27 protein-coding genes are annotated in these 19,231 nt (G+C 42.9%); 20 read left to right on the forward strand and 7 right to left on the reverse strand.

Features of this window, described 5'->3' with window-relative positions:
- Nucleotides 1-26 precede the first annotated feature (26 nt).
- From frr to rpsB, 4 genes are all read right to left on the reverse strand, one after another.
- Nucleotides 27-584: a ribosome recycling factor gene (gene frr, locus TQ33_RS08015; protein ID WP_046561592.1), complete on the reverse strand. Its 558-nt coding sequence runs from the start codon at nucleotides 582-584 to the stop codon at nucleotides 27-29.
- Between the two features lie 87 nt (nucleotides 585-671).
- Nucleotides 672-1,388 carry a UMP kinase gene (gene pyrH, locus TQ33_RS08020; RefSeq protein WP_046561593.1) on the reverse strand — a complete coding sequence of 239 codons (717 nt, stop codon included), beginning with the start codon at nucleotides 1,386-1,388 and terminating at the stop codon, nucleotides 672-674.
- A 55-nt stretch (nucleotides 1,389-1,443) separates the two neighbouring features.
- On the reverse strand, nucleotides 1,444-2,310 hold the full coding sequence (gene tsf, locus TQ33_RS08025; RefSeq protein WP_046561594.1) for a translation elongation factor Ts: 867 nt from the start codon (nucleotides 2,308-2,310) through the stop codon (nucleotides 1,444-1,446).
- 233 nt (nucleotides 2,311-2,543) lie between these two features.
- The gene (gene rpsB / locus TQ33_RS08030) at nucleotides 2,544-3,278 is read right to left on the reverse strand and encodes a 30S ribosomal protein S2 (RefSeq protein WP_046561595.1); all 735 of its coding nucleotides are present in this window, start codon (nucleotides 3,276-3,278) and stop codon (nucleotides 2,544-2,546) included.
- Nucleotides 3,279-3,811: 533 nt separating this feature from the next.
- Here rpsB and TQ33_RS08035 point away from each other — a divergent pair.
- The 6 genes from TQ33_RS08035 to TQ33_RS08060 all read left to right on the forward strand — a co-directional run bounded on the left by TQ33_RS08035 (nucleotide 3,812) and on the right by TQ33_RS08060 (nucleotide 6,504).
- Nucleotides 3,812-4,423, forward strand: coding sequence for an Sbal_3080 family lipoprotein (locus TQ33_RS08035; protein WP_071841106.1), 612 nt, complete (start codon nucleotides 3,812-3,814; stop codon nucleotides 4,421-4,423).
- Nucleotides 4,424-4,555: 132 nt separating this feature from the next.
- Entirely contained in the window at nucleotides 4,556-4,810 is a 255-nt protein-coding gene (locus TQ33_RS08040) for a hypothetical protein (RefSeq protein ID WP_046561596.1), read from the forward strand.
- A 155-nt stretch (nucleotides 4,811-4,965) separates the two neighbouring features.
- Entirely contained in the window at nucleotides 4,966-5,313 is a 348-nt protein-coding gene (locus TQ33_RS08045) for a hypothetical protein (RefSeq protein ID WP_046561597.1), read from the forward strand.
- Between the two features lie 204 nt (nucleotides 5,314-5,517).
- A complete protein-coding gene (locus TQ33_RS08050; RefSeq protein ID WP_046561598.1) occupies nucleotides 5,518-5,727 on the forward strand; it encodes a cold-shock protein in 210 nt (69 codons plus the stop codon).
- Between the two features lie 179 nt (nucleotides 5,728-5,906).
- A complete protein-coding gene (locus tag TQ33_RS08055; protein WP_046561599.1) occupies nucleotides 5,907-6,254 on the forward strand; it encodes a hypothetical protein in 348 nt (115 codons plus the stop codon).
- Nucleotides 6,247-6,504 (forward strand): YdeI/OmpD-associated family protein, encoded by a 258-nt coding sequence (locus TQ33_RS08060; protein WP_046561600.1) that lies wholly within the window; start codon nucleotides 6,247-6,249, stop codon nucleotides 6,502-6,504. Before TQ33_RS08055 ends, TQ33_RS08060 begins: the two co-directional genes overlap by 8 nt.
- On the opposite strand, the gene TQ33_RS08065 is transcribed toward TQ33_RS08060, so the two are convergent.
- Entirely contained in the window at nucleotides 6,505-7,146 is a 642-nt protein-coding gene (locus TQ33_RS08065; protein ID WP_046561601.1) for a glutathione S-transferase family protein, read from the reverse strand. It lies immediately after the preceding gene.
- A gap of 118 nt (nucleotides 7,147-7,264) precedes the next feature.
- On the opposite strand from TQ33_RS08065, the gene TQ33_RS11670 reads away from it, so the two are divergent.
- The 3 genes from TQ33_RS11670 (at nucleotide 7,265) to TQ33_RS08080 (ending at nucleotide 8,540) form a co-directional block, all read left to right on the forward strand.
- Nucleotides 7,265-7,897 (forward strand): toxin-antitoxin system YwqK family antitoxin, encoded by a 633-nt coding sequence (locus tag TQ33_RS11670; protein ID WP_052735253.1) that lies wholly within the window; start codon nucleotides 7,265-7,267, stop codon nucleotides 7,895-7,897.
- 22 nt (nucleotides 7,898-7,919) lie between these two features.
- Nucleotides 7,920-8,126 (forward strand): DUF3565 domain-containing protein, encoded by a 207-nt coding sequence (locus TQ33_RS08075; protein WP_046561602.1) that lies wholly within the window; start codon nucleotides 7,920-7,922, stop codon nucleotides 8,124-8,126.
- 81 nt (nucleotides 8,127-8,207) lie between these two features.
- A complete protein-coding gene (locus tag TQ33_RS08080; RefSeq protein WP_046561603.1) occupies nucleotides 8,208-8,540 on the forward strand; it encodes a zinc ribbon domain-containing protein YjdM in 333 nt (110 codons plus the stop codon).
- 76 nt (nucleotides 8,541-8,616) lie between these two features.
- On the opposite strand, the gene TQ33_RS08085 is transcribed toward TQ33_RS08080, so the two are convergent.
- A complete protein-coding gene (locus tag TQ33_RS08085; protein WP_046561604.1) occupies nucleotides 8,617-9,441 on the reverse strand; it encodes a hypothetical protein in 825 nt (274 codons plus the stop codon).
- Nucleotides 9,425-9,985 carry an RNA polymerase sigma factor gene (locus TQ33_RS08090; protein ID WP_046561605.1) on the reverse strand — a complete coding sequence of 187 codons (561 nt, stop codon included), beginning with the start codon at nucleotides 9,983-9,985 and terminating at the stop codon, nucleotides 9,425-9,427. The genes TQ33_RS08085 and TQ33_RS08090 overlap by 17 nt, the downstream gene beginning before the upstream one ends.
- Before the next feature lie 153 nt (nucleotides 9,986-10,138).
- On the opposite strand from TQ33_RS08090, the gene TQ33_RS08095 reads away from it, so the two are divergent.
- The 11 genes from TQ33_RS08095 to TQ33_RS08145 all read left to right on the forward strand — a co-directional run bounded on the left by TQ33_RS08095 (nucleotide 10,139) and on the right by TQ33_RS08145 (nucleotide 19,223).
- A complete protein-coding gene (locus tag TQ33_RS08095) occupies nucleotides 10,139-10,402 on the forward strand; it encodes a hypothetical protein (RefSeq protein ID WP_046561606.1) in 264 nt (87 codons plus the stop codon).
- Between the two features lie 26 nt (nucleotides 10,403-10,428).
- Nucleotides 10,429-10,848: a VOC family protein gene (locus TQ33_RS08100; RefSeq protein ID WP_046561607.1), complete on the forward strand. Its 420-nt coding sequence runs from the start codon at nucleotides 10,429-10,431 to the stop codon at nucleotides 10,846-10,848.
- Nucleotides 10,849-10,976: 128 nt separating this feature from the next.
- Complete coding sequence (locus tag TQ33_RS08105) at nucleotides 10,977-11,492, forward strand: CC0125/CC1285 family lipoprotein (RefSeq protein ID WP_046561608.1); 516 nt, start codon at nucleotides 10,977-10,979, stop codon at nucleotides 11,490-11,492.
- A 116-nt stretch (nucleotides 11,493-11,608) separates the two neighbouring features.
- Nucleotides 11,609-11,809 (forward strand): hypothetical protein, encoded by a 201-nt coding sequence (locus TQ33_RS08110; protein ID WP_046561609.1) that lies wholly within the window; start codon nucleotides 11,609-11,611, stop codon nucleotides 11,807-11,809.
- 12 nt (nucleotides 11,810-11,821) lie between these two features.
- Nucleotides 11,822-12,493: an MliC family protein gene (locus TQ33_RS08115; protein ID WP_052735254.1), complete on the forward strand. Its 672-nt coding sequence runs from the start codon at nucleotides 11,822-11,824 to the stop codon at nucleotides 12,491-12,493.
- Between the two features lie 139 nt (nucleotides 12,494-12,632).
- Nucleotides 12,633-13,469: a type I methionyl aminopeptidase gene (map, locus tag TQ33_RS08120; protein WP_046561610.1), complete on the forward strand. Its 837-nt coding sequence runs from the start codon at nucleotides 12,633-12,635 to the stop codon at nucleotides 13,467-13,469.
- Nucleotides 13,470-13,483: 14 nt separating this feature from the next.
- Nucleotides 13,484-16,144, forward strand: coding sequence for a [protein-PII] uridylyltransferase (gene glnD / locus TQ33_RS08125; RefSeq protein WP_046561611.1), 2,661 nt, complete (start codon nucleotides 13,484-13,486; stop codon nucleotides 16,142-16,144).
- Nucleotides 16,145-16,169: 25 nt separating this feature from the next.
- The gene (dapD, locus tag TQ33_RS08130) at nucleotides 16,170-17,000 is read left to right on the forward strand and encodes a 2,3,4,5-tetrahydropyridine-2,6-dicarboxylate N-succinyltransferase (protein WP_046561612.1); all 831 of its coding nucleotides are present in this window, start codon (nucleotides 16,170-16,172) and stop codon (nucleotides 16,998-17,000) included.
- A 12-nt stretch (nucleotides 17,001-17,012) separates the two neighbouring features.
- The gene (locus tag TQ33_RS08135) at nucleotides 17,013-17,357 is read left to right on the forward strand and encodes an arsenate reductase (RefSeq protein ID WP_046561613.1); all 345 of its coding nucleotides are present in this window, start codon (nucleotides 17,013-17,015) and stop codon (nucleotides 17,355-17,357) included.
- 9 nt (nucleotides 17,358-17,366) lie between these two features.
- Nucleotides 17,367-18,503 (forward strand): succinyl-diaminopimelate desuccinylase, encoded by a 1,137-nt coding sequence (dapE, locus tag TQ33_RS08140; protein ID WP_046561614.1) that lies wholly within the window; start codon nucleotides 17,367-17,369, stop codon nucleotides 18,501-18,503.
- Between the two features lie 6 nt (nucleotides 18,504-18,509).
- On the forward strand, nucleotides 18,510-19,223 hold the full coding sequence (locus TQ33_RS08145) for a M15 family metallopeptidase (protein ID WP_228640091.1): 714 nt from the start codon (nucleotides 18,510-18,512) through the stop codon (nucleotides 19,221-19,223).
- The last annotated feature ends 8 nt before the right edge of the window (nucleotides 19,224-19,231 follow it).

Below are 19,231 nucleotides of genomic sequence, written 5' to 3' on the forward strand. Positions count from 1 at the left end.
GCACAATTCACACTAAGCGTATTGAATTAAATTTCAATTAACTCTTTCTCTTTCTCTTCTAAAAGCTCATCGATTCGAGCTACTTTAGTGTCTGTAAGCTTTTGAATTTGCTCTTCCGCACGACGCAAATCATCTTCAGAGATTTCTTTTTCTTTTTCCAGCTCTTTCGCTGAGTTATTAGCGTCACGACGAATATTACGAACCGCTACCTTAGCATTTTCAGCTTCACCACGAACGACTTTGATTAGCTCTTTACGACGCTCTTCATTCAAAGGCGGCATGGTGATACGAATCACTTGCCCAGCAACGTTTGGCGTTAAGCCGAGGTCTGACTTAAGAATCGCTTTTTCAGTATCTTCAATCGCGCCTTTATCAAAAATTTGCAGTACTAAAGTTCGTCCTTCCTGTACGCTGATACTTGCAACCTGATTGATTGGCGTATCAGAACCATAGTATGGGACGGTAATATGCTCAAGCAAGCTAGGATGTGCGCGACCTGTGCGAACTTTAGCAAGATCATGCCTAAATGACTCAATGGTCTTATCCATACGCTGATCGGCATCTTTTTGAATGTCATTAATCACAGAGATATCTCCTACAATTGCTTGTTATAATCTTAATCTGGCTATTATGCCTAATTATTCGACTGATTCAATCTTAAGCTCAACAACTCAAGGGTGAATCAAGGTGCCTTCGTCGTTGCCCAATACCGCTTTTTCTAAAGAGCCAGCTTGGGTCATGTCGAATACACGAATATTCTTTTTGTGGTCACGGGCTAAACAGAACGCCGTAAGGTCCATCACTGCCAGCTCTTTATCCAAAGCTTCTTTGTAGCTCAAACGCTCATACTTCACAGCGTCCTTGTCTTTCGAAGGATCTGCGGAATAAACACCGTCCACTTTAGTCGCTTTTAGAATCAGCTCAGCATCGATCTCAATACCGCGCAAACAAGCAGCCGTATCGGTGGTGAAAAATGGGTTACCCGTTCCAGCGCAGAAAATCACGATCCGTCCTTTCTCTAGAGCATTAATAGCTCCACGACGAGAAAAGCCCTGACAAACACCGTCGATGGGCATAGCTGACAACACCTTTGCAGGTTGTTCAATGCGCTCGAAAGCATCTTGTAGGGCTAGAGAATTCATCACAGTCGCCAGCATGCCCATGTGATCACCGGTCACACGGTTCATGCCAGCTTCTGATAATTTCTGGCCACGGTAAATATTACCGCCACCAATCACTACGCCGACTTCAACACCTTGCTTACTTAACGATTTGATTTCATGAGCGATTCTTTCCAGAACCTGAGGGTCAATACCAAACGCCTCACGCCCCATCAAAGCCTCGCCACTCAATTTCAATAAAATACGCTTATAAGCTAAGTCGGCCATAGTGTTTCCTTCTTGTAATCTAAAAAGTCAGTTTGTCTAAGGGTTGCTTAGCCAATTACTTTTTCATTTGAGCAGCTACTTCAGACGCAAAGTCTTCTTCTTTCTTCTCAATACCTTCGCCTACTTCAAAGCGAGTGTAAGAGATAACTTTTGCATTCTTTTCTTTAAGCAACTGGCCAACCGTCGTTGAAGGGTCTTTTACAAAGCTTTGACCTTCCAAAGTAATCTCGCCAACGAACTTCTTAATACGACCACCCATCATTTTCTCAACAATCTCAGCAGGCTTGCCTTCCATATCAGGTTGAGCTTTAATGATTTCTTTCTCTTTTTCGATAACTGCTGGGTCAACGTCGTCAGCCGTATTGAACTGAGGGTTACTCGCAGCAACGTGCATCGCAACGTCTTTCGCTAAATCTTCGTCACCACCGTCTAAAGAAACGATAACACCGATACGACCGCCGTGGATGTATGCACCAAGCGTATCGCCGTCAACTTTAGCAACGCGACGTACTGTGATGTTCTCACCGATTTTAGCAACCAAGTTAGCGCGTGCTTCTTCAACAGACTCGCCAGAAGGCATAGACGCAGCGTTTAAAGCTTCAACGTCAGCAGTGCCGTTTGAAAGAGCAACATCTACCACTTCGCTAGAGAACTTCTTGAAGTTGTCGTCACGAGCAACGAAGTCAGTTTCAGAGTTAACTTCAACTAAAACACCTGTATTGTCGCCTGATTTCGCTAAGATAACACCTTCTGCAGCGATACGACCCGCTTTCTTAGCCGCTTTCGCTTGGCCAGATTTACGCATGTTATCGATTGCAGTTTCGATGTTACCGTCAGCCTCAACCAACGCCTTTTTACATTCCATCATGCCAGCGCCAGTGCGCTCACGTAATTCTTTAACTAATGCAGCAGTAATTGCCATGATAGTATCTCCGATAGATTCCTCTGCTTTTTAGAACAGCAGAATATATAAACTAGAATAGTATAAACGTATGTTTTTAAACCTTTATGAAGCTTAGTAGCTCATTGATAGTAAAGGTTTATTTTGCAAAGTGCTGTGATTTAGATGTTGTAAAGCCAAATATGACCTAAACCTAAGTATCTTTCAAAAAAGGGGGCCTCGCCCCCTTTTTCAACACTTTGCGAGATTAGCGATTACTCTTCGCCAGCCTCTTCAACAAACTCGTCGCCTTTATCAGCAACTGTGTTGCTTTGCTTACCGTCAAGCACTGCGTCCGCTACTGCACCGCAGTATAAACGAATCGCACGGATCGCATCATCGTTACCTGGGATGATGTAATCAACGCCTTTCGGGTTAGAGTTTGTATCAACAACAGCAACAACTGGGATGCCCATTTTGTTTGCTTCTGCAATTGCGATGGCTTCATGATCAGCGTCAATCACAAACAATACGTCTGGAAGACCGCCCATGTTCTTGATACCGCCGATAGACGCTTCAAGCTTGTCCATCTCACGAGTACGCATCAACGCTTCTTTCTTAGTCAAACGCTCGAAAGTGCCGTCTTCAGACTGTTTTTCTAAGTCTTTCAAACGGTTAATAGAACCACGAATCGTTTTGTAGTTAGTCAACATACCGCCTAACCAACGCTTATCAACGAAGAACTGACCACAACGAGTCGCTTCTTCTTTAACGATTTCAGCAGCTGCACGCTTCGTACCAACAAAAAGGATTTTACCTTTGTTAGAAGCGATTTTACCTAAGTAATTCAACGCACCGTTGAACATAGGTACTGTTTCTTCAAGGTTGATGATGTGAATCTTGTTACGCGCACCAAAGATATATGGACGCATTTGAGGGTTCCAGAAACGAGTTTTGTGACCGAAGTGCACACCCGCCTGTAGCATGTCACGCATACTAACTTTAGACATAATAAATTCTCCGAATTTCGGGTTAAGCCTCCGCAAATCCCATTTCCCGACCCCAACCAGTCTCTTAAAAGAGTGTCTTTCTGGTGGAGCACCCCGGCAAATGTGTCGATCTGCGTGTGGATTTTAAGTAAATATCGTATTTGTAGCTCAATAATTGTACGGGTTTAAACGCACTTTCGAGCCACGGCGCGCTTTATACCATTTTTCAGGGGTTGAGGCAATGTTTTTGGGTGATTTAGGTGGTTTTTCGTCATTCCTGAAAAATCGGGAATCCCGGCCTATTTTGCTTGTCACTTTAGACCTTGAACCGATAGGACTCAGGATCTAACCCGTTTCATGTTATTCCGATTCAAAACCCTACCAACAGTCGTGTCATTCCGCACTTGATAAGGAATCTAGCGACTTTTTACAACTGGAGGTATTACTGTTACTCCTGCACTGATTCCCCATGACTATATGTCAATTTCTAGGTAGTATGTGTCTCGAGTATCAGCTCAAAACTAAAAATAATCTATAAACATAGGGATTTTCAAATGAAAAACAGATTACTCTTATTGGCTCTTATCGCATCTTTTATAGCCTCTTGCACAAGTATTAAAGTACAAGAGTTAGATCCAGAGCATGAAATCAGCCATGTCTGCATCCAAAAAAACCCAAAAGTAATTGTTGGCGACTTTTTGCCAGTTGTGCAAAGGGGGTTCATGAAACACGGAATAACCACTGAGGTGTTTGATGATGAAATGCCTTTCTATTGCGATTACTACCTCACTTATACTGCACTAAAAACATGGGATATTGGAATGTATATGCACCATGCGGAGCTATCACTGTTTAAGAATCATAAGATGTTAGGCTACGCTGAATATCACCTAAACGGTAAAGGTGGCTTGGCTCTAAATAAATGGGCAAGTGTTGAATCAAAGATGATGCCAGTTATCGATAAACTACTTGTGGGCTATACGCCAGAAAAGGTGAAACTGTTTAAAAGCAATCAAAAACATGTCAAATCTAATGAAGTAAATAATCAACCTCCTGGGAACAACACCACAGAGGAAGAGTTGAAAAAATTAAGAAAGTGGTTCGAAGAAGGCTTGATTAGTAAAGAGGAATACAAAGCAGAAAAAGAAAAGCTTTTAAACCAATAGCAGACGTAGCCTCGAAGGAGCATCAGTGACTTCGAGGTTTTATGTTTATAATCTACTATTCCCCTCGATTACGCTTTCGCTAATCGAGGCTACGTTAACTAAAACATATTAGACGTAAGTCGAGCCATATCAATGAGTAACTACTTCTTAGTTTTTGGAATTGTATTAGCTGTTCTACTCAATATTATTGCTTGTTATCATGTATTAAAAACCGATTACTTTGACAAGCATCAAAAAATATTCCAAATTATTTTAACTTGGCTCATACCCTTCATTGCTTCAGTTGGTATAGTCCTTTTTTTATTCAATGAGAATAATCCTTCACAAGAGCCTACTGACTTTGGGGGTGGAGCTAATGATAGCATCGGTGGAGTAGCAGATGATTAACAAGCGATCTTGTGATTTTAGAAATCCTATTTAGGGTAAAACTGGAAACTTCAAAGTTTCTTATTCCAGTAACTCAACCCATTAAAGAATAACTTGCATTTATATGTGTCACAAAGCACCCTAGCCCTCATGCACCATTAAACATACAAGATGGAATGACTAAAACCGATAAGAAAACGGAAAAGCTCATAGTTAAGACCTTAACGGATGCCTGTCATGTACTGACGGACTCGGTTGAGGGTTTTGAGTGGCTGACGCACTTTGTGGATTACGATGCGTTTCCGCAGTCTTTAGAAATCGTTTGTATCTTTGATACGGAAGATTCTTTATCCAAAGCTTTGCAAGAACACCAAGATAGTTTTATTGGCTCGGTTATTAGCGATAAGCTTCAATCGATCAATGTCCCTTTAAAAAATCATGCAAAACAGATTAACTTCGACTCCGAAGAAGCTTGCGAGAAAGAGCACAAAGGTAACTGGGCTAGACGTTTCTTATCGCAGTAAGATAAAAAATAAATGAAATATAAGTAGACAGGGGACAAAAAAGCCTATACTCTGCTCTCAGCTAGAAAGAAGTCTCTATTTTCATCCTACATTTCATCGTTTTAGTATTAATTCTTTGTCCTGCAGTTTCTAAATATCAGTCTACATTTACAGCTATTCAAGCCTCTTGAAGGCAACCTTATATTTAAATTACAGGATATTATTATGTCTAATACAGTTACAGGAACCGTTAAATGGTTCAACGAAGCAAAAGGTTTTGGTTTTATCGAGCAGCAAGAAGGTCCTGACGTGTTTGCACACTACAGTTCAATCAGCAACTCAGGTTTCAAAACTTTAGCTGAAGGCCAAAAAGTTGAGTTCACGGTTACTGACGGTCAAAAAGGCCCTCAGGCTGAAAATATTGTTGCTGTTTAATTACTAGCACTCTATTTCAAAGGGCAGATCTTTCGGGGTCTGCCCTTTTTTTATTCTCTATATTCAGCCAACCCAATAAAAATACCCACTGATATAACCTTTAAACTTTGAAGTATCTACTTCAAATCTTTTGAGCGCCATATTAAACTTAGAAATCGATTATTGCCAAAGGAAGGTTTATGTCACTCACCGTTTTAATCATTGGCTGCTTCTTACAGTTTATGTTTGCAGGCTTCCAGATGATGTTCGTTATTTTTAGTGCGTCTGGCGCTGTAAATACTCACGCCATAAAAGGGTTCAAACTCACCCTGTTAAATTCATCCATCTTTATTTTACCGCTGTCGAGCGTGGCCACAGTCATTCTATTGATCACCCTTTACAACAGCGACTCACCGTATCTGTCCAACTGGTGGCATGCTATCCCGGTTGCACTATCAATTCTTTACTTAGTTTATGTCACGGCACTAACTAAGGGCGAACCGACAGGTATAAAGACGGATATGAGTAAAAGTTCTAGCGATGCCTAGTAAAAACATTTCTGAAGGCGTGGTTCACCGCCTACCAAATGACTTGCGTAAGACGCTTTTAGCTGATGAAAACACTTTAGAACTCTGGGAAAATATCACACCTTTAGCCCGTAACGAGTGGATTTGCTGGGTAGAAGATGCCAAAAGAGAAGATACTCGCCTGAAGCGCATTAACAGAGTCAGCTCTGACCTTAAAGCTGGCAAGCGCAGACCATGCTGCTGGCCTGGCTGCCCTCATCGTAAAAAGTAACTACTTTTCTCTTTCAGCTATCAATTCTTCATCTATCAGTTTAGCGGCTTTATACGCTTGTCGCTCAGAAACACGCGCGGCATATTCTTCAAAACCAGGCCGCATGTCCATACTGCCAAAATGCAAGCCCCATAAAACGTGCGAACCCACATAGACGTCAGCTGCAGTGAAATGTTCGCCAGCAACATAGGGCGAATCTAACAATTGCTGTGACAAAGTATCTAGAACCAACTCGTAATTACCGTAACCCACCATTCTTTCCTGATCAGCTTTAACCTCGACTCCTAGGGAACGGTTGACGATAGCCGCTTCGAGTGGCCCCGCACTAAAAAACAGCCAGCGGTAATAATCTGCGCGATTATCAAGACTCGGCGCTAGACCTTTTTCAGGAAAAGCATCAGCGAGGTAAGCACAAATCGCTGCACACTCAGTAATGACTTTACCGCCATGGACAATGGTCGGAACCTTTCCCATGGGATTGATTTTGAGGAACTCTTGGGATTTCATCCCAGCGCCATACTCCAGTATTTCCTGACGATAGTCTGCGCCAACTTCTTCCAACATCCAACGAGCAATTTGACCTCGTGACTGTGGGTTGGTGTAAAAAATAGTGTTGCAATCAGTGGACTGAGATAACGGCATAACTTCTCCTGCATATTCTTGTCTTTGTCTTTAAGGCTACCAGTATGGAAGAACTAATAGCAATATTTTTCATACAGAGCTAATATGATTAAAAAATACACAAGGCATCAGTCATCAAATGAAATCTATTTATACGCTAATCACTGTCTTTGTTTTATCCTATTTAATGAGTTTTTCAAGCATCGCAGCAGCTCCAAAGGCCTTTGACTATACACAGGTTAAGCCTGAGCATTACGCTAAACTTGAGCATAAGTCTCAGTTTACCGACAAACAGGGCGATACTTATAAAATTCACAACACTAATTACAGCAAAGGTCTCTACATCCAAATTACTGAAAACGGACGTAGCAAATGGAAAAAACATGGCCGATTTTATTCAATATCATCAAGTAGTGGAAAAACAACAGGCTTTGTAACCTATCATTACGGTACTAAAGAGGGTCCAGCAGAATCCTACAATAGTAAAGGACAAGTAAAATTCAAAAAACTTTTTAAGGACGGAGTGCTTGAAGGTCCATGGCAACAATTCACCGACAAAGGGAAGCTTTTCGAGGAATGTGTCTATGTCGCCGGGAAAAAACATGGTCAGCAGATAACCTATCACTCAAATGGACAGCCACAATTCACATCAACTTATGTTGAAGGTAAAAGAGAAGGAGAAACCCTCCAATATAATGACAAGGGTAAAGTGGTCTCTAAAAAAATCTACAAAAACGGCAAGCAGATAGGAAAAACCCAATGGTTCCATTAGTTAGGGCTATTTACTCTGGATCATGAAGCAATCAATAAAGGACTACCACAAAGATGAACATGATGACTGGGTGGCTGAGTTGGCCTGTGGTCACTTCCAGCATGTCCGTCATAAGCCCCCTTTCTTCAATCGACCTTGGGTCGTTACGCAAGCAGGCCGAGAGTCTATGCTTGGCGAAGAGCTTAACTGCAAAAAATGTGACGAAGGCGCGCCCAGAGACACTAAGTAAATTAACACTCAGCAAATTAAGTCCTACCTAAAGTAAGCGAATTCACTATAATGACCCAAATTTTAAAACAGGCGTTCCATCATGAGCACACTACCTAACTGTCCGCAATGCGACTCAACTTATACCTACGAAGATCAGGCTATGTTCGTGTGTCCTGAGTGTGGCCACGAATGGTCTAAAGACGCGCCTGAGCAGAGTGAGTCGTCAATAAAAGACGCTAACGGTAATCCACTCGAAGACGGAGACACGGTGACTGTGATTAAAGATCTAAAAATCAAGGGTTCGTCACAAGTGGTTAAAGTTGGCACCAAGGTTAAAAATATTCGGTTAGTTGAAGGCGATCATGATATCGACTGCAAAATCCCTGGTATCGGCGCCATGAAACTGAAGTCTGAGTTTGTAAAAAAAGTATAGCTAATTAAAAAAAAGGTAGTGGCAACAATACCACTACCTCGACTTACGAGTTGATGTCGATGAACATCATTAGTGATTAATTCAACTCGAATAAGTTATCATCAAAGCGCTGGTTATATTCAACATCAGCTTTCATCTCAAACCCAACACTGCCGTCATCAAAAGTCTGGCTGACATTGATCTTTACTGGTAACTGGCTTTTAGGGTCAACCCAAACTCGAGTTTCGATACCAGTCTCCTCAAGTAAGAACCCTGTTAACTCAACGCCTGAAAAGGTTTGTGTACCCATCGGCTTAGCCTTCTCTGGATCGACTTCCAAGATCAGCTTGCGCCAATACAAAGGGTCTTCTTGCGCACTGTGAGAAGTGTCGCCGGCATCAAAACTAAAAGGTACCGTTTGATTAGTATCCGACAACTTCATAACGCCTTTACCTTGACTAACATCCATGATGTTTACGAATGTTGGTTGGTCTTTATGTTCTAAAGCATAGCTTTCCATCCGTAGCTGCCCAGGCTCTCGGTAATACACCCTGATATCCATCAAGTGCTGGCCTGACGTTGTCATGGTTGCGCTGTAGAAAAAGTTGCGGGCCTTCTTAAAGTTTTCCACCATACTGGCGAAAGACGTTTGCGGTGACGCAGAGAATATAAAAATGGCTAAAGCAAAACTGGCAGCAGCGCCCATAGAGCCTGCAAGCTTGTAACCAGAAAAATTCATTGTGTCCTTCCACCAAGCAGATAGTTTCTGAAAAACACCTAACTCTTCACTATGCTTCTCTGCTTCTATCGCAACCGCTTTTAATAAACGGTTTTGTGCTCGTTCAATATCCTCTGACAAAGGCTCTTGGGTTTTAAGACTATCAACCGCGTTGTTCAAGGTGTGATCAGCTGCGTGCTTCATACTTCTCTCCTGTATTCTGACTGTGACTAAGTAAGCGGGCCAATTTTTGCCGAGTTCTATTAAGAATGATGCCGACGTTACCGGACGTTAATGCTAGGTGTTGTGCAATATCGTCGTAAGACAACTCCTCCACAAAACGTAAAACAAAAACCTTTGCCTCTTGTTCCGTGACCTTTGTCAGAGCATCTCGAAGTTGCTGAATATCCTGCGTTAAAGCAAACTGCTTTTCAGGCGTTGGCTCTGGGTTGCTATGGATAGATACAACCGTTTCAGCACCATCATCAGTAATACTTTGCTCCGACAAACGGTGTTTCTTTCTTAATAAATCAAGGCTGGCAGAAGTTGCCATAGTCGTCAGATAGGCAGCCCAATTATTCACTTTGTCGAACGCCTTAGGTGTCTTTTTAAATAGCTTCATGTAAATATCTTGAGTGATATCTTCAGCATGATGACTATCCCCTACTATGCGATAAGCTGTAGCGAACACCTGTCGTCCATATTGATTTGCTAGTTCAGCAATAAGCTGCTTCTGTTTCTTCTTCAACGTTCTTCCCCGTTATATGACCTCACTACTATAGACGAAAACAAACCAAAGTTTCTTACATAAAACTTTACTGAATTTTAATATCGATAAGTTTTAGTCACCCCAGAGTTTCTGATAGGATAAATAAAGCTCTGACTAATACAGGAAGAAAAAATGAAGTATCTTACTCTAATTCTTACCAGCTTATTGGCCATCGTGTTTACTGGTTGTTCTAGTGATTCAGACCGAACACACAAAGCCGACCGTGAGCCTATTAGGGGCAGTCTGGAATGGTGTCATATGTATTATGACCCAGCTAGCTCAGGTGAGCGCAAGCCCAATGCCGCTAAGTACTGTAAGTCAGCTTTAGAAAAAAAAGATGATCGCGAACGAAATGAATCCATTCTAAATGATGGTGCTAAAGTAGAGATCAAATAACACTCAAATCATAGGTATAAAAAGCAATGCCACAACCATTCCATCTAGCTATCCCCATCCATGACTTAGACAAAGCTCGTCAATTTTACGGGGAGCTACTCGGTTTTGACGAAGGTCGTTCTAGTGATCATTGGATTGATTATGATTGCTACGGGCATCAGCTCGTGGTTCATTTGGACGAATCAATGAAAGCTAAAACTGCCAACACCTCTAAAGTAGATGGTCATGGCGTGCCGATTCCACACTTTGGGGTTGTGTTAGATATGCAGCAGTGGCGCCAGTTGGCAGAGCACCTGACCAAACATCGAGTGGAGTTTGTGATAGAACCTTACATCCGTTTTGAAGGAAAACCAGGTGAGCAAGCCACGATGTTCTTTAATGACCCTTCAGGAAATGCCCTTGAGTTTAAAGGATTCAATAACATGAATGATTTATTCAAGAAATAACGATTACAACAATTGTTCCTGATGACATCAACTAGGGGAAAACCCTTACTTCTTATTTTTCAATAAGTTGCATTACTCATACCCAATCGTTATATTGAAAGTGAACCTTACAATTGACGAGGTAAAACATGAAAGCATTATATTTAGTTTGTATCTCAGCTTGCTTAGTACTTGCCGGTTGTGCCAGCACTACTGCTTACGCACCAGCAGAATCAGCGGAAGACTATGGTTACTACAGCACTAAGCTTGGAGAAGACAGATACCGCATTAGCTTTAATGGTAATACGTCAACCAGTCAAAACACGGTTAAAGACTATGCATTGCTAAGAGCTGCAGAGTTAACCCTTCAAGAAGGTGGCACTTGGTTTCAAGTGGTAGATCGGGGCTCAGATAAAAAAACTCGTCATACTCCCCGCACAGAAGTTCGCAGAACAGATGTCATTGAGCGTGACTGTGGACTACTCGGCTGTGAAACACGCCGTCGCCCTGCTTACATAACAACCATTGGTGTCGAGTCTGGAACGGAGCGTAGCAAGTACAGCAGTTCTCTTGAGATTTTAATTGGTAGCGGTGAAATGCCGAGTGATGACGGGCGTTACTATGACGCTAAAGACATAGCATCTACCCTTCGCTCAGCGATGTAAGCTCTTATAGATTAACAGGTACTCTAAAAACGCGGCGTTTGGCGCGTTTTTTCTGCATTGATTTTTTGATTCAGAGGTCTATTATTGAGGGAACAGTCAATCACTCTTTTCAAACTATGCAAAACAAACAACCAGAAGGTAACCACGGCACCACCTATGTTGGCGCTTATATCGCCATCGGCGTAGGTATTGGCGCAGCTCTTGGTGTGGCAATGAGCAATATGATTTTAGGCATGGGAATTGGTGTCGCCATCGGCTTAGTGATGGGCGTCGGTACCGAAGTCAAAAAGCGCAAGTCGTCTCGCAAAGACTCTTAAAAGGTTCTTCGTATGCGCCATGTGGCTACTTATATAGCTATTGCTAGCTTGACCTTAGCGATAGTGTCATGTGGTGACTCTAACAATAATTCCACTAACCATACTGCCAACATTGAGGCCAATGAAAAGGGTACTGAACAAGAGACTTTATCCCCATCGTTTGATTGTTCAGCAGACTCAAACGCTCGTATCGAGTCCATGATTTGCCAACAGCCAGAGCTCGCTCAGCTTGATAATCAGCTCAACAAAGTCTATCAACAAGCATTAAACAAGGCAGGTAACACCTCGACGGAGTTAAAGGCAACGCAACGGGGCTGGCTTAAAGGTCGTAACGACTGCTGGAAAAATAACAATAAACGGCAGTGCATTAAGAAAAGCTATCAACGACGCATCGCCGAACTTCAAGCACGCTACCGCTTAGTCGACTCGGACGGCCCGCTACGATTTATTTGTGACAACAATCCCAAAAATGAATTTATCGTCACTTTTTTCAACACGGAGCCTAGAACTCTCATCGCAGAGCGAGGCGACCAAGTATCCTTGATGTATAACGTTGTTAGCGGCAGCGGCGCTAAATACCAAGGACAAAACGAAATCTTTTGGGAACACCAAGGCGAAGTCCGCATCACATGGGGTTATCAAGCACCAGAGCTTACCTGCCAAAAGTCTAGTTTTACTCATTAAGCCATACTATTAAGTTCTAACGAGGAAGCCTATCAAGTTTCCCTTGTTGCATACAATTCGTTAGAATAGACGCCTATTTTGCTAGCCCTCCATTAGGTTAGGGTAGCTAAAACACATTAAGGTACTAACCGGATATTGTATGGGTATTCAGATAAAGACTCCTGAAGAAATTGAAAAAATGCGCATTGCAGGTCGTTTGGCAGCGGAAGTTCTGGAAATGATTGGTGAACACGTCAAAAAAGGCGTCACCACAGAAGAGCTGGACCAAATCTGCCATGACCATATAGTTCATAAACAAGGCGGTTACCCTGCGACCTTAAACTATGGTGGCTCAGTCTATCCCGTCACATTAGACAGCGACGGTAAAGCCACTCAACCTGTGGCAACTGATGGCGGTTTTCCAAAGTCTATTTGCACTTCCGTAAACGACGTGGTGTGTCACGGTATTCCTAATAAAAAACCATTGCGTAACGGTGATATCTTTAACCTAGATGTCACTGTCATTAAAGATGGTTATCACGGTGATACCAGTAAAATGTTCGTGGTTGGTGAACCGACTCCGCAGGCAAAAAAGTTGATTAAGACGACGCAAGACAGTTTATACTTAGCCATAGATATGGTTAAGCCAGGTGTTAGGTTGGGTGATATCGGTTATGCCATCCAAAAATATGCTGAAGGTAAAGGATACTCTATCGTTAAAGAATATTGCGGACATGGTATCGGCGCCAAGTTTCATGAAGAGCCTCAAGTCACTCACTATGGTCGTCCAGGTACTGGTGTCGAGTTGCAAGAAGGCATGACCTTTACTATTGAACCCATGGTGAACTTTGGCAAACGTCACGTTAAGCACAACAAAAAAGATGGCTGGACCGTACTCACTAAAGACCGCTCGCTATCAGCACAGTGGGAACACACGCTGCTAGTGACTTCTACTGGCGTTGAAGTTCTGACCCGTCGCGAAGAAGAACCTTTCTAGCACTGGAATCCTGAGTGGCAAGTCCTGATAAATTTAACTATCTTCCCAAAGCAGCCGACTTACTCAAAAAGAGTCAGTCGGCTGAAGGGCCTGATCGACTTAAAGTCTATAAAGATTACCTGCAAGCTGGTTTAGATGCGCTGACAAAACAGTTCCAAAAAGGAACCAGTATCATTCAGCTCCTCAGAGCTCGCAGCGCTTTGATGGATCATATCCTGATCACTAGTTGGTCACAGTTTTCCGTCAATAGTGGCTCGGCCTTAATCGCTGTGGGTGGATATGGTCGAGAAGAGCTGCAACCTTATTCCGATATCGACATTTTGGTACTGCTCACCGAAGAAGATAGTCATGATGACAACCAAGAAAAAAACCTTGAGCTTGAAGCATGGCTCGCTTTCTTATGGGATATAGGATTAGAAGTTGGTCATAGCGTTCGAACCATAGCTCATTGCGAGTCACTCGCCCTTGAAGATATTTCAGTTGCCACAAACCTCATTGAGTCACGTTTTCTTTGCGGGGATCGTCTACTGCTAAAAGAGCTGAATAGCAGAATGAAGGAAGCTGGGTTCTGGCCTTCGGAAAAGTTTTTCCGAGCTAAGCTCGACGAACAAACGGCTCGCCATATTAAGTTCAAAGAAACCTCTTTCAACCTTGAGCCTAATATTAAGTCTAATCCTGGTGGATTACGTGATTTACAAGTTATCCAGTGGATTACATTAAAGCATTTCAAGAGTAGCAGCTTACACGACCTGATCAAGTACGGTATCTTCACTCGACGTGAGTACAGAAGTTTATTGAACGGACAACAGTTTTTGCATCGCGTCCGTTTTGCACTGCATGTATTAAGTGGCAAGCGTGAAGATCGATTGCTGTTTGAACACCAGAAGAAAGTTGCTGAGTGGATGGGCTTTGAAGATCATGACAACAAATTAGCCGTTGAGCATTTGATGCAGCGTTATTACCGCGCGGTCATGATCATTCGCAATCTTAATGAACTGTTTTTGCAGATCTTTGAGCAAGAATATTTGCAGGTTAATCAAGATACTGAATACGTAGAACTGGATGATGACTTTTACCTTCATAACCAACGCATTGGTATCAAAGAACCCGACTTATTTTTAAGAAAGCCTCACGCCTTAATAAAAATCTTTAGGCACATCGCTTTAAATCCTGAAATCATTCAGATTGAAGCTAAGACCATGCGTAAGATTCGCTCTAGCCAGCAAATGGTGAATCGCAAATACCGTCGTGATCCGATAAACATCAGTTATTTCAAAGAGTTTTTATCGACAAAACAACTCACGAGCCGTGGCTTTGCATTGATGAAGCGCACCAACATCCTTGGCGCCATGATTCCAAAGTTTGCGCAAATCGAAGGCCAGATGCAGTTTGATCTCTTTCACGCTTACACCGTGGACGAGCACACCCTATTCTTACTTCGGTACATCATTCGATATAACAAACCCGAGTTCCAACATGAGTTTCCGCTCTGCCGAAAAATCATGAAAACCTTGGTCGATCCCACCCCCTTGTACCTAGCCGCGATTTTCCATGATATCGGTAAAGGTCGAGGTGGAGACCATTCAGAGCTCGGCGCAGTAGATGCCTTGGAATACGCGAACTCCATAGGCCTTGAAAAGCATATTGCAAAACTGATTTCATGGTTAGTTAAAAACCACTTAATTATGTCGCTAGTGGCTCAGCGTAAAGATATCAGCGATCCAGATGTGATCGAAAGCTTTGCCAATAACATTCCCTCGATCTTACATTTGGAACTGCTGTACGTTTTAACAGTCTCTGACATCCGAGCGACCAACCCCACTTTGTGGAACTCTTGGAAAGAATCGTTGCTTAAAGAATTATTTTTAGCAACTAAGCATTACCTCACTCAGTCCACGCCTCGCGCCAACCAGACTGAAATGATGGAGGACACCCGTCAACAGGTGTTAGAGCAATTTACTAAAACCGGGGACTCCATTGAGCCGGTAAGAGAGTTGTTGGTCGAGTTGGGCGATGATTACTTGCTTCGCTACCATCCAGAACAAATTATTTGGCAAACCGAACAACTACTATCGCAGCCAGAATTACCTTATGTCGCAATAAAGAACCATCGCTCACAAGCCGGAACCGAAGTGTTTATCGCAGTAGAAGATCAGCCGGATCTTTTTGCTGCCATTACAGCCTTGCTAAGCCAGAACCACTTAAACATTCAGGCTGCGACCTTGTTCACCTCTCCAAAAGGCTTATGCTTGGATACATTCATTGTACTAGACGAACAAGGCCACCCGCTCTCATACGAGCAGCGTATTCAGGAAATCCAAGACAATCTCATTGATGGTTTAGGCGATATTAAAAACCGTGGCATATCGGTCAGTAGAGCGGTACCAACACGCTTGAAATACTTTACCGTAAAAACACGAATTGAGTTTATTAATCACGACAACAGCCCGTTTACCACGTTGGAAATAACAGCTCTCGATAGACCTGCGCTACTGGCTAATATAGGGCAAGCATTCCGTGATTGCGAAATAGAGATTCATTCTGCAAAAATCGTCACCCTCGGCGAAAGAGTAGAAGACACATTTACCATCAGTGATCGGGACAACCGCCCTATTACTGATAAGGCAAGAATTAAAGAAATTAAACAACATATTGAAGAAGCGATTAACGCTTAATTCAAACCAAGTTAAAGGAACAGTTATGTCTTTACAAAATATAATCGAACAAGCTTTTGAGAATAGAGATACCCTGTCGGTAAGCTCAGCACCGGCTGAAATAAAAGATGCAGTTGCAGAAGCTATAAATTTACTCGACACAGGCGAAGCACGTGTTGCAGAGAAAAAAGATGGCGACTGGGTTGTTAATCAGTGGCTTAAGAAAGCGGTCTTACTCTCCTTTCGCCTAAACGACAACAAAGTCATCAATACTGAACTGGCGCAATTTTACGACAAGGTGCCAATGAAATATCAGGGCATGAGCGAAGAAGAGTTCAAAGCTGGGGGTACACGTGTTGTACCACACGCTATTGCTCGTCATGGCTCTTACATTGCAAAAAACGTGGTGCTGATGCCAAGCTACACGAATATTGGTGCGTATATTGATGAAGGTACTATGGTCGACACATGGGCAACCGTTGGTTCTTGTGCTCAGATTGGTAAAAACGTTCACCTTTCTGGCGGCGCAGGAATTGGTGGCGTCTTAGAGCCATTGCAAGCTGGTCCTACTATTATCGAAGATAATTGCTTTATTGGCGCACGCTCAGAAGTTGTCGAAGGCGTTATTGTTGAAGAAGGTGCCGTATTGTCGATGGGTGTTTTCATCGGTCAAAGCACCAAAATTTATAACCGCTTAACCGATGAAGTCACTTATGGTCGCGTACCTGCTGGCTCCGTAGTGGTACCCGGTAGCTTGCCATCAAAGTGCGGCAAGTACAGCTTAAGCTGTGCCGTAATCGTCAAGCAGGTTGATGCCAAAACTCGTGCAAAAACGAGCGTCAACGAACTTCTGCGTTTAGGTAAAGAACAAGCATAATCAGAGGTTAACATGGTTAAAATCTACGGCATTCCAAACTGTGACACGGTTCGAAAAGCAATCAAATGGCTTGAAGCAAAAGATATCGAGCACGAATTTATTGATTATCGCAAGAACGGAATTGAGCGCTCGACATTAGAAAGTTGGGATAACGCCATTGGCTGGGAGAAGTTACTTAACAAAAGAAGCACTGCTTGGCGTCCTCTCGATCAATCCATTAAAGACAATATTGATCGCGACTCAGCAATTGACTTGATGAAAGACAAGGTAACGCTTATCAAGCGACCAGTCTTGGTCAAAGGCAGTGACGTTCATTTGAGTTTTAAACCTGAACAATACGAATCTATTTTTAGTTAAGGTAACACTATGAGCACTGACGTTATCACATTAGCGAAAAACCTCATTAATCGAGAGTCTGTGACACCGATAGATGCTGGTTGCCAAAAGTTTATGATGGAGCTGCTAGGTCGACAAGGTTTTGCGCATGAGATTATGGACTTCGAAGATACGCAAAACTTCTGGTCAGTGCGAAAAGGAAAAGCTGAAGGCCCTGTGTTTGTTTTTGCTGGTCATACGGACGTTGTGCCTGCTGGTAACCTTGAGGACTGGCACACGCCTCCATTCGAAGCAACAGAAATAGACGGATACCTGCATGGTCGTGGTGCAGCAGACATGAAGGGCAGTCTCGCGGCCATGTTAGCAGCCACCGATAAGTTTGTGGCTGACTATCCGGATCATCAGGGCTCCATTGCCTACCTCATCACCAGTGATGAAGAAGGCCCTTTTGTTAACGGCACGGTCAGAGTTGTGGAAGAACTTATGAAACGCCAACAACCGATTGACTACTGTATTGTTGGCGAACCATCGAGTACCGAAAGGCTTGGTGATGTAATCAAGAATGGGCGTCGTGGGTCTTTGACTGGTTTCTTAAAGGTCCTAGGAACTCAGGGGCACGTTGCATACCCTCATTTAGCGGATAATGCGATTCATAAATCGTATCAGGCGCTCAGTGCATTAACGCAAGAACATTGGGACCATGGTAACGATTTCTTCCCTCCCACCAGCTTCCAAATTGCGATTGAAAAAGCAGGAACGGCCACCAATGTTATTCCTGGAGAGAAGTATGTTGAGTTCAACTTTCGTTACTCCACTGAATCAACCGCTGACGGTCTAAAGCAGCGCGTGGTCGATATTTTGGATAAGCACGAACTTGATTACGAGCTGAATTGGAAACTCAATGGCGAACCGTTCTTAACTCCTGAAGCAGGATTGCTTACTGCCGCAAAGAAAGCGATTAAAGAAACCTGTAACATTGATGCACAGGCATTAACCAGTGGCGGAACTTCTGATGGTCGGTTTATTGCAAAAACTGGCGCCGAAGTTGTCGAAATTGGGCCCGTCAATAAAACGATTCATCAAATCAACGAGTGCGTCAATATTGACGATCTGAGAAAACTTGTTGATGTTTATTACAGCGTACTAAAGCAACTATTGGCTAAGTAATTTTATATGAGCGTAAACAACTCCATGATGACTCCTGAACAGCTCATTGGCTTAAATCAGGATCATTTACTCAATATCGAAAATAATACTGAATTACTTGGACAGAAATTTCAGTGCCATCATGAGGTCTTGATTCCTATTGCTAAGTTAATTCGTCAGTCTGAAATGGACGGCGTTCCGCTTAGGATTGTCAGTAGCTACCGTAGCTTTGAGCGTCAAGCTAAGATTTGGAACCAAAAATTCAATAATGACGTCGAGCTAAACCTCAGAGATGGCACCACAGTGAATGCTTTTGAGCTTTCCCCGAAGGAGCGTGTCGATGCTATTTTGCACTACTCTGCTATCCCTGGCACCAGTCGTCACCACTGGGGAACGGACTTTGATGTCTTTGATGCCGCCGCGATAGATCAAGGCTACGAGGTTCAGCTGACTGAGGCTGAGTTTGATGAAAAAGGTCCCTGCTCTAGCCTTGATGAATGGCTGGATTACAACCTCGAGAAGTTTGGATTTTTTAAACCTTATCGAGAAGATAAAGGTGGTGTTGCATGTGAGCCATGGCATATCAGTTACCAGCCCATCGCAAGCAAAGCACTTGAAGAGTTTCCAGTAGAATTTTTAAAAGAAACATTAAGACAGAAAGATATTGGCGGTAAAGAGCATGTCACCGCAAGACTCGAAAGCTTAGCAAGAAAGTACGTTTACAATATTTGCACCGACTAAAGGAGTAT

This window comes from Kangiella geojedonensis, assembly GCF_000981765.1.
Lineage (GTDB): Bacteria > Pseudomonadota > Gammaproteobacteria > Enterobacterales > Kangiellaceae > Kangiella > Kangiella geojedonensis.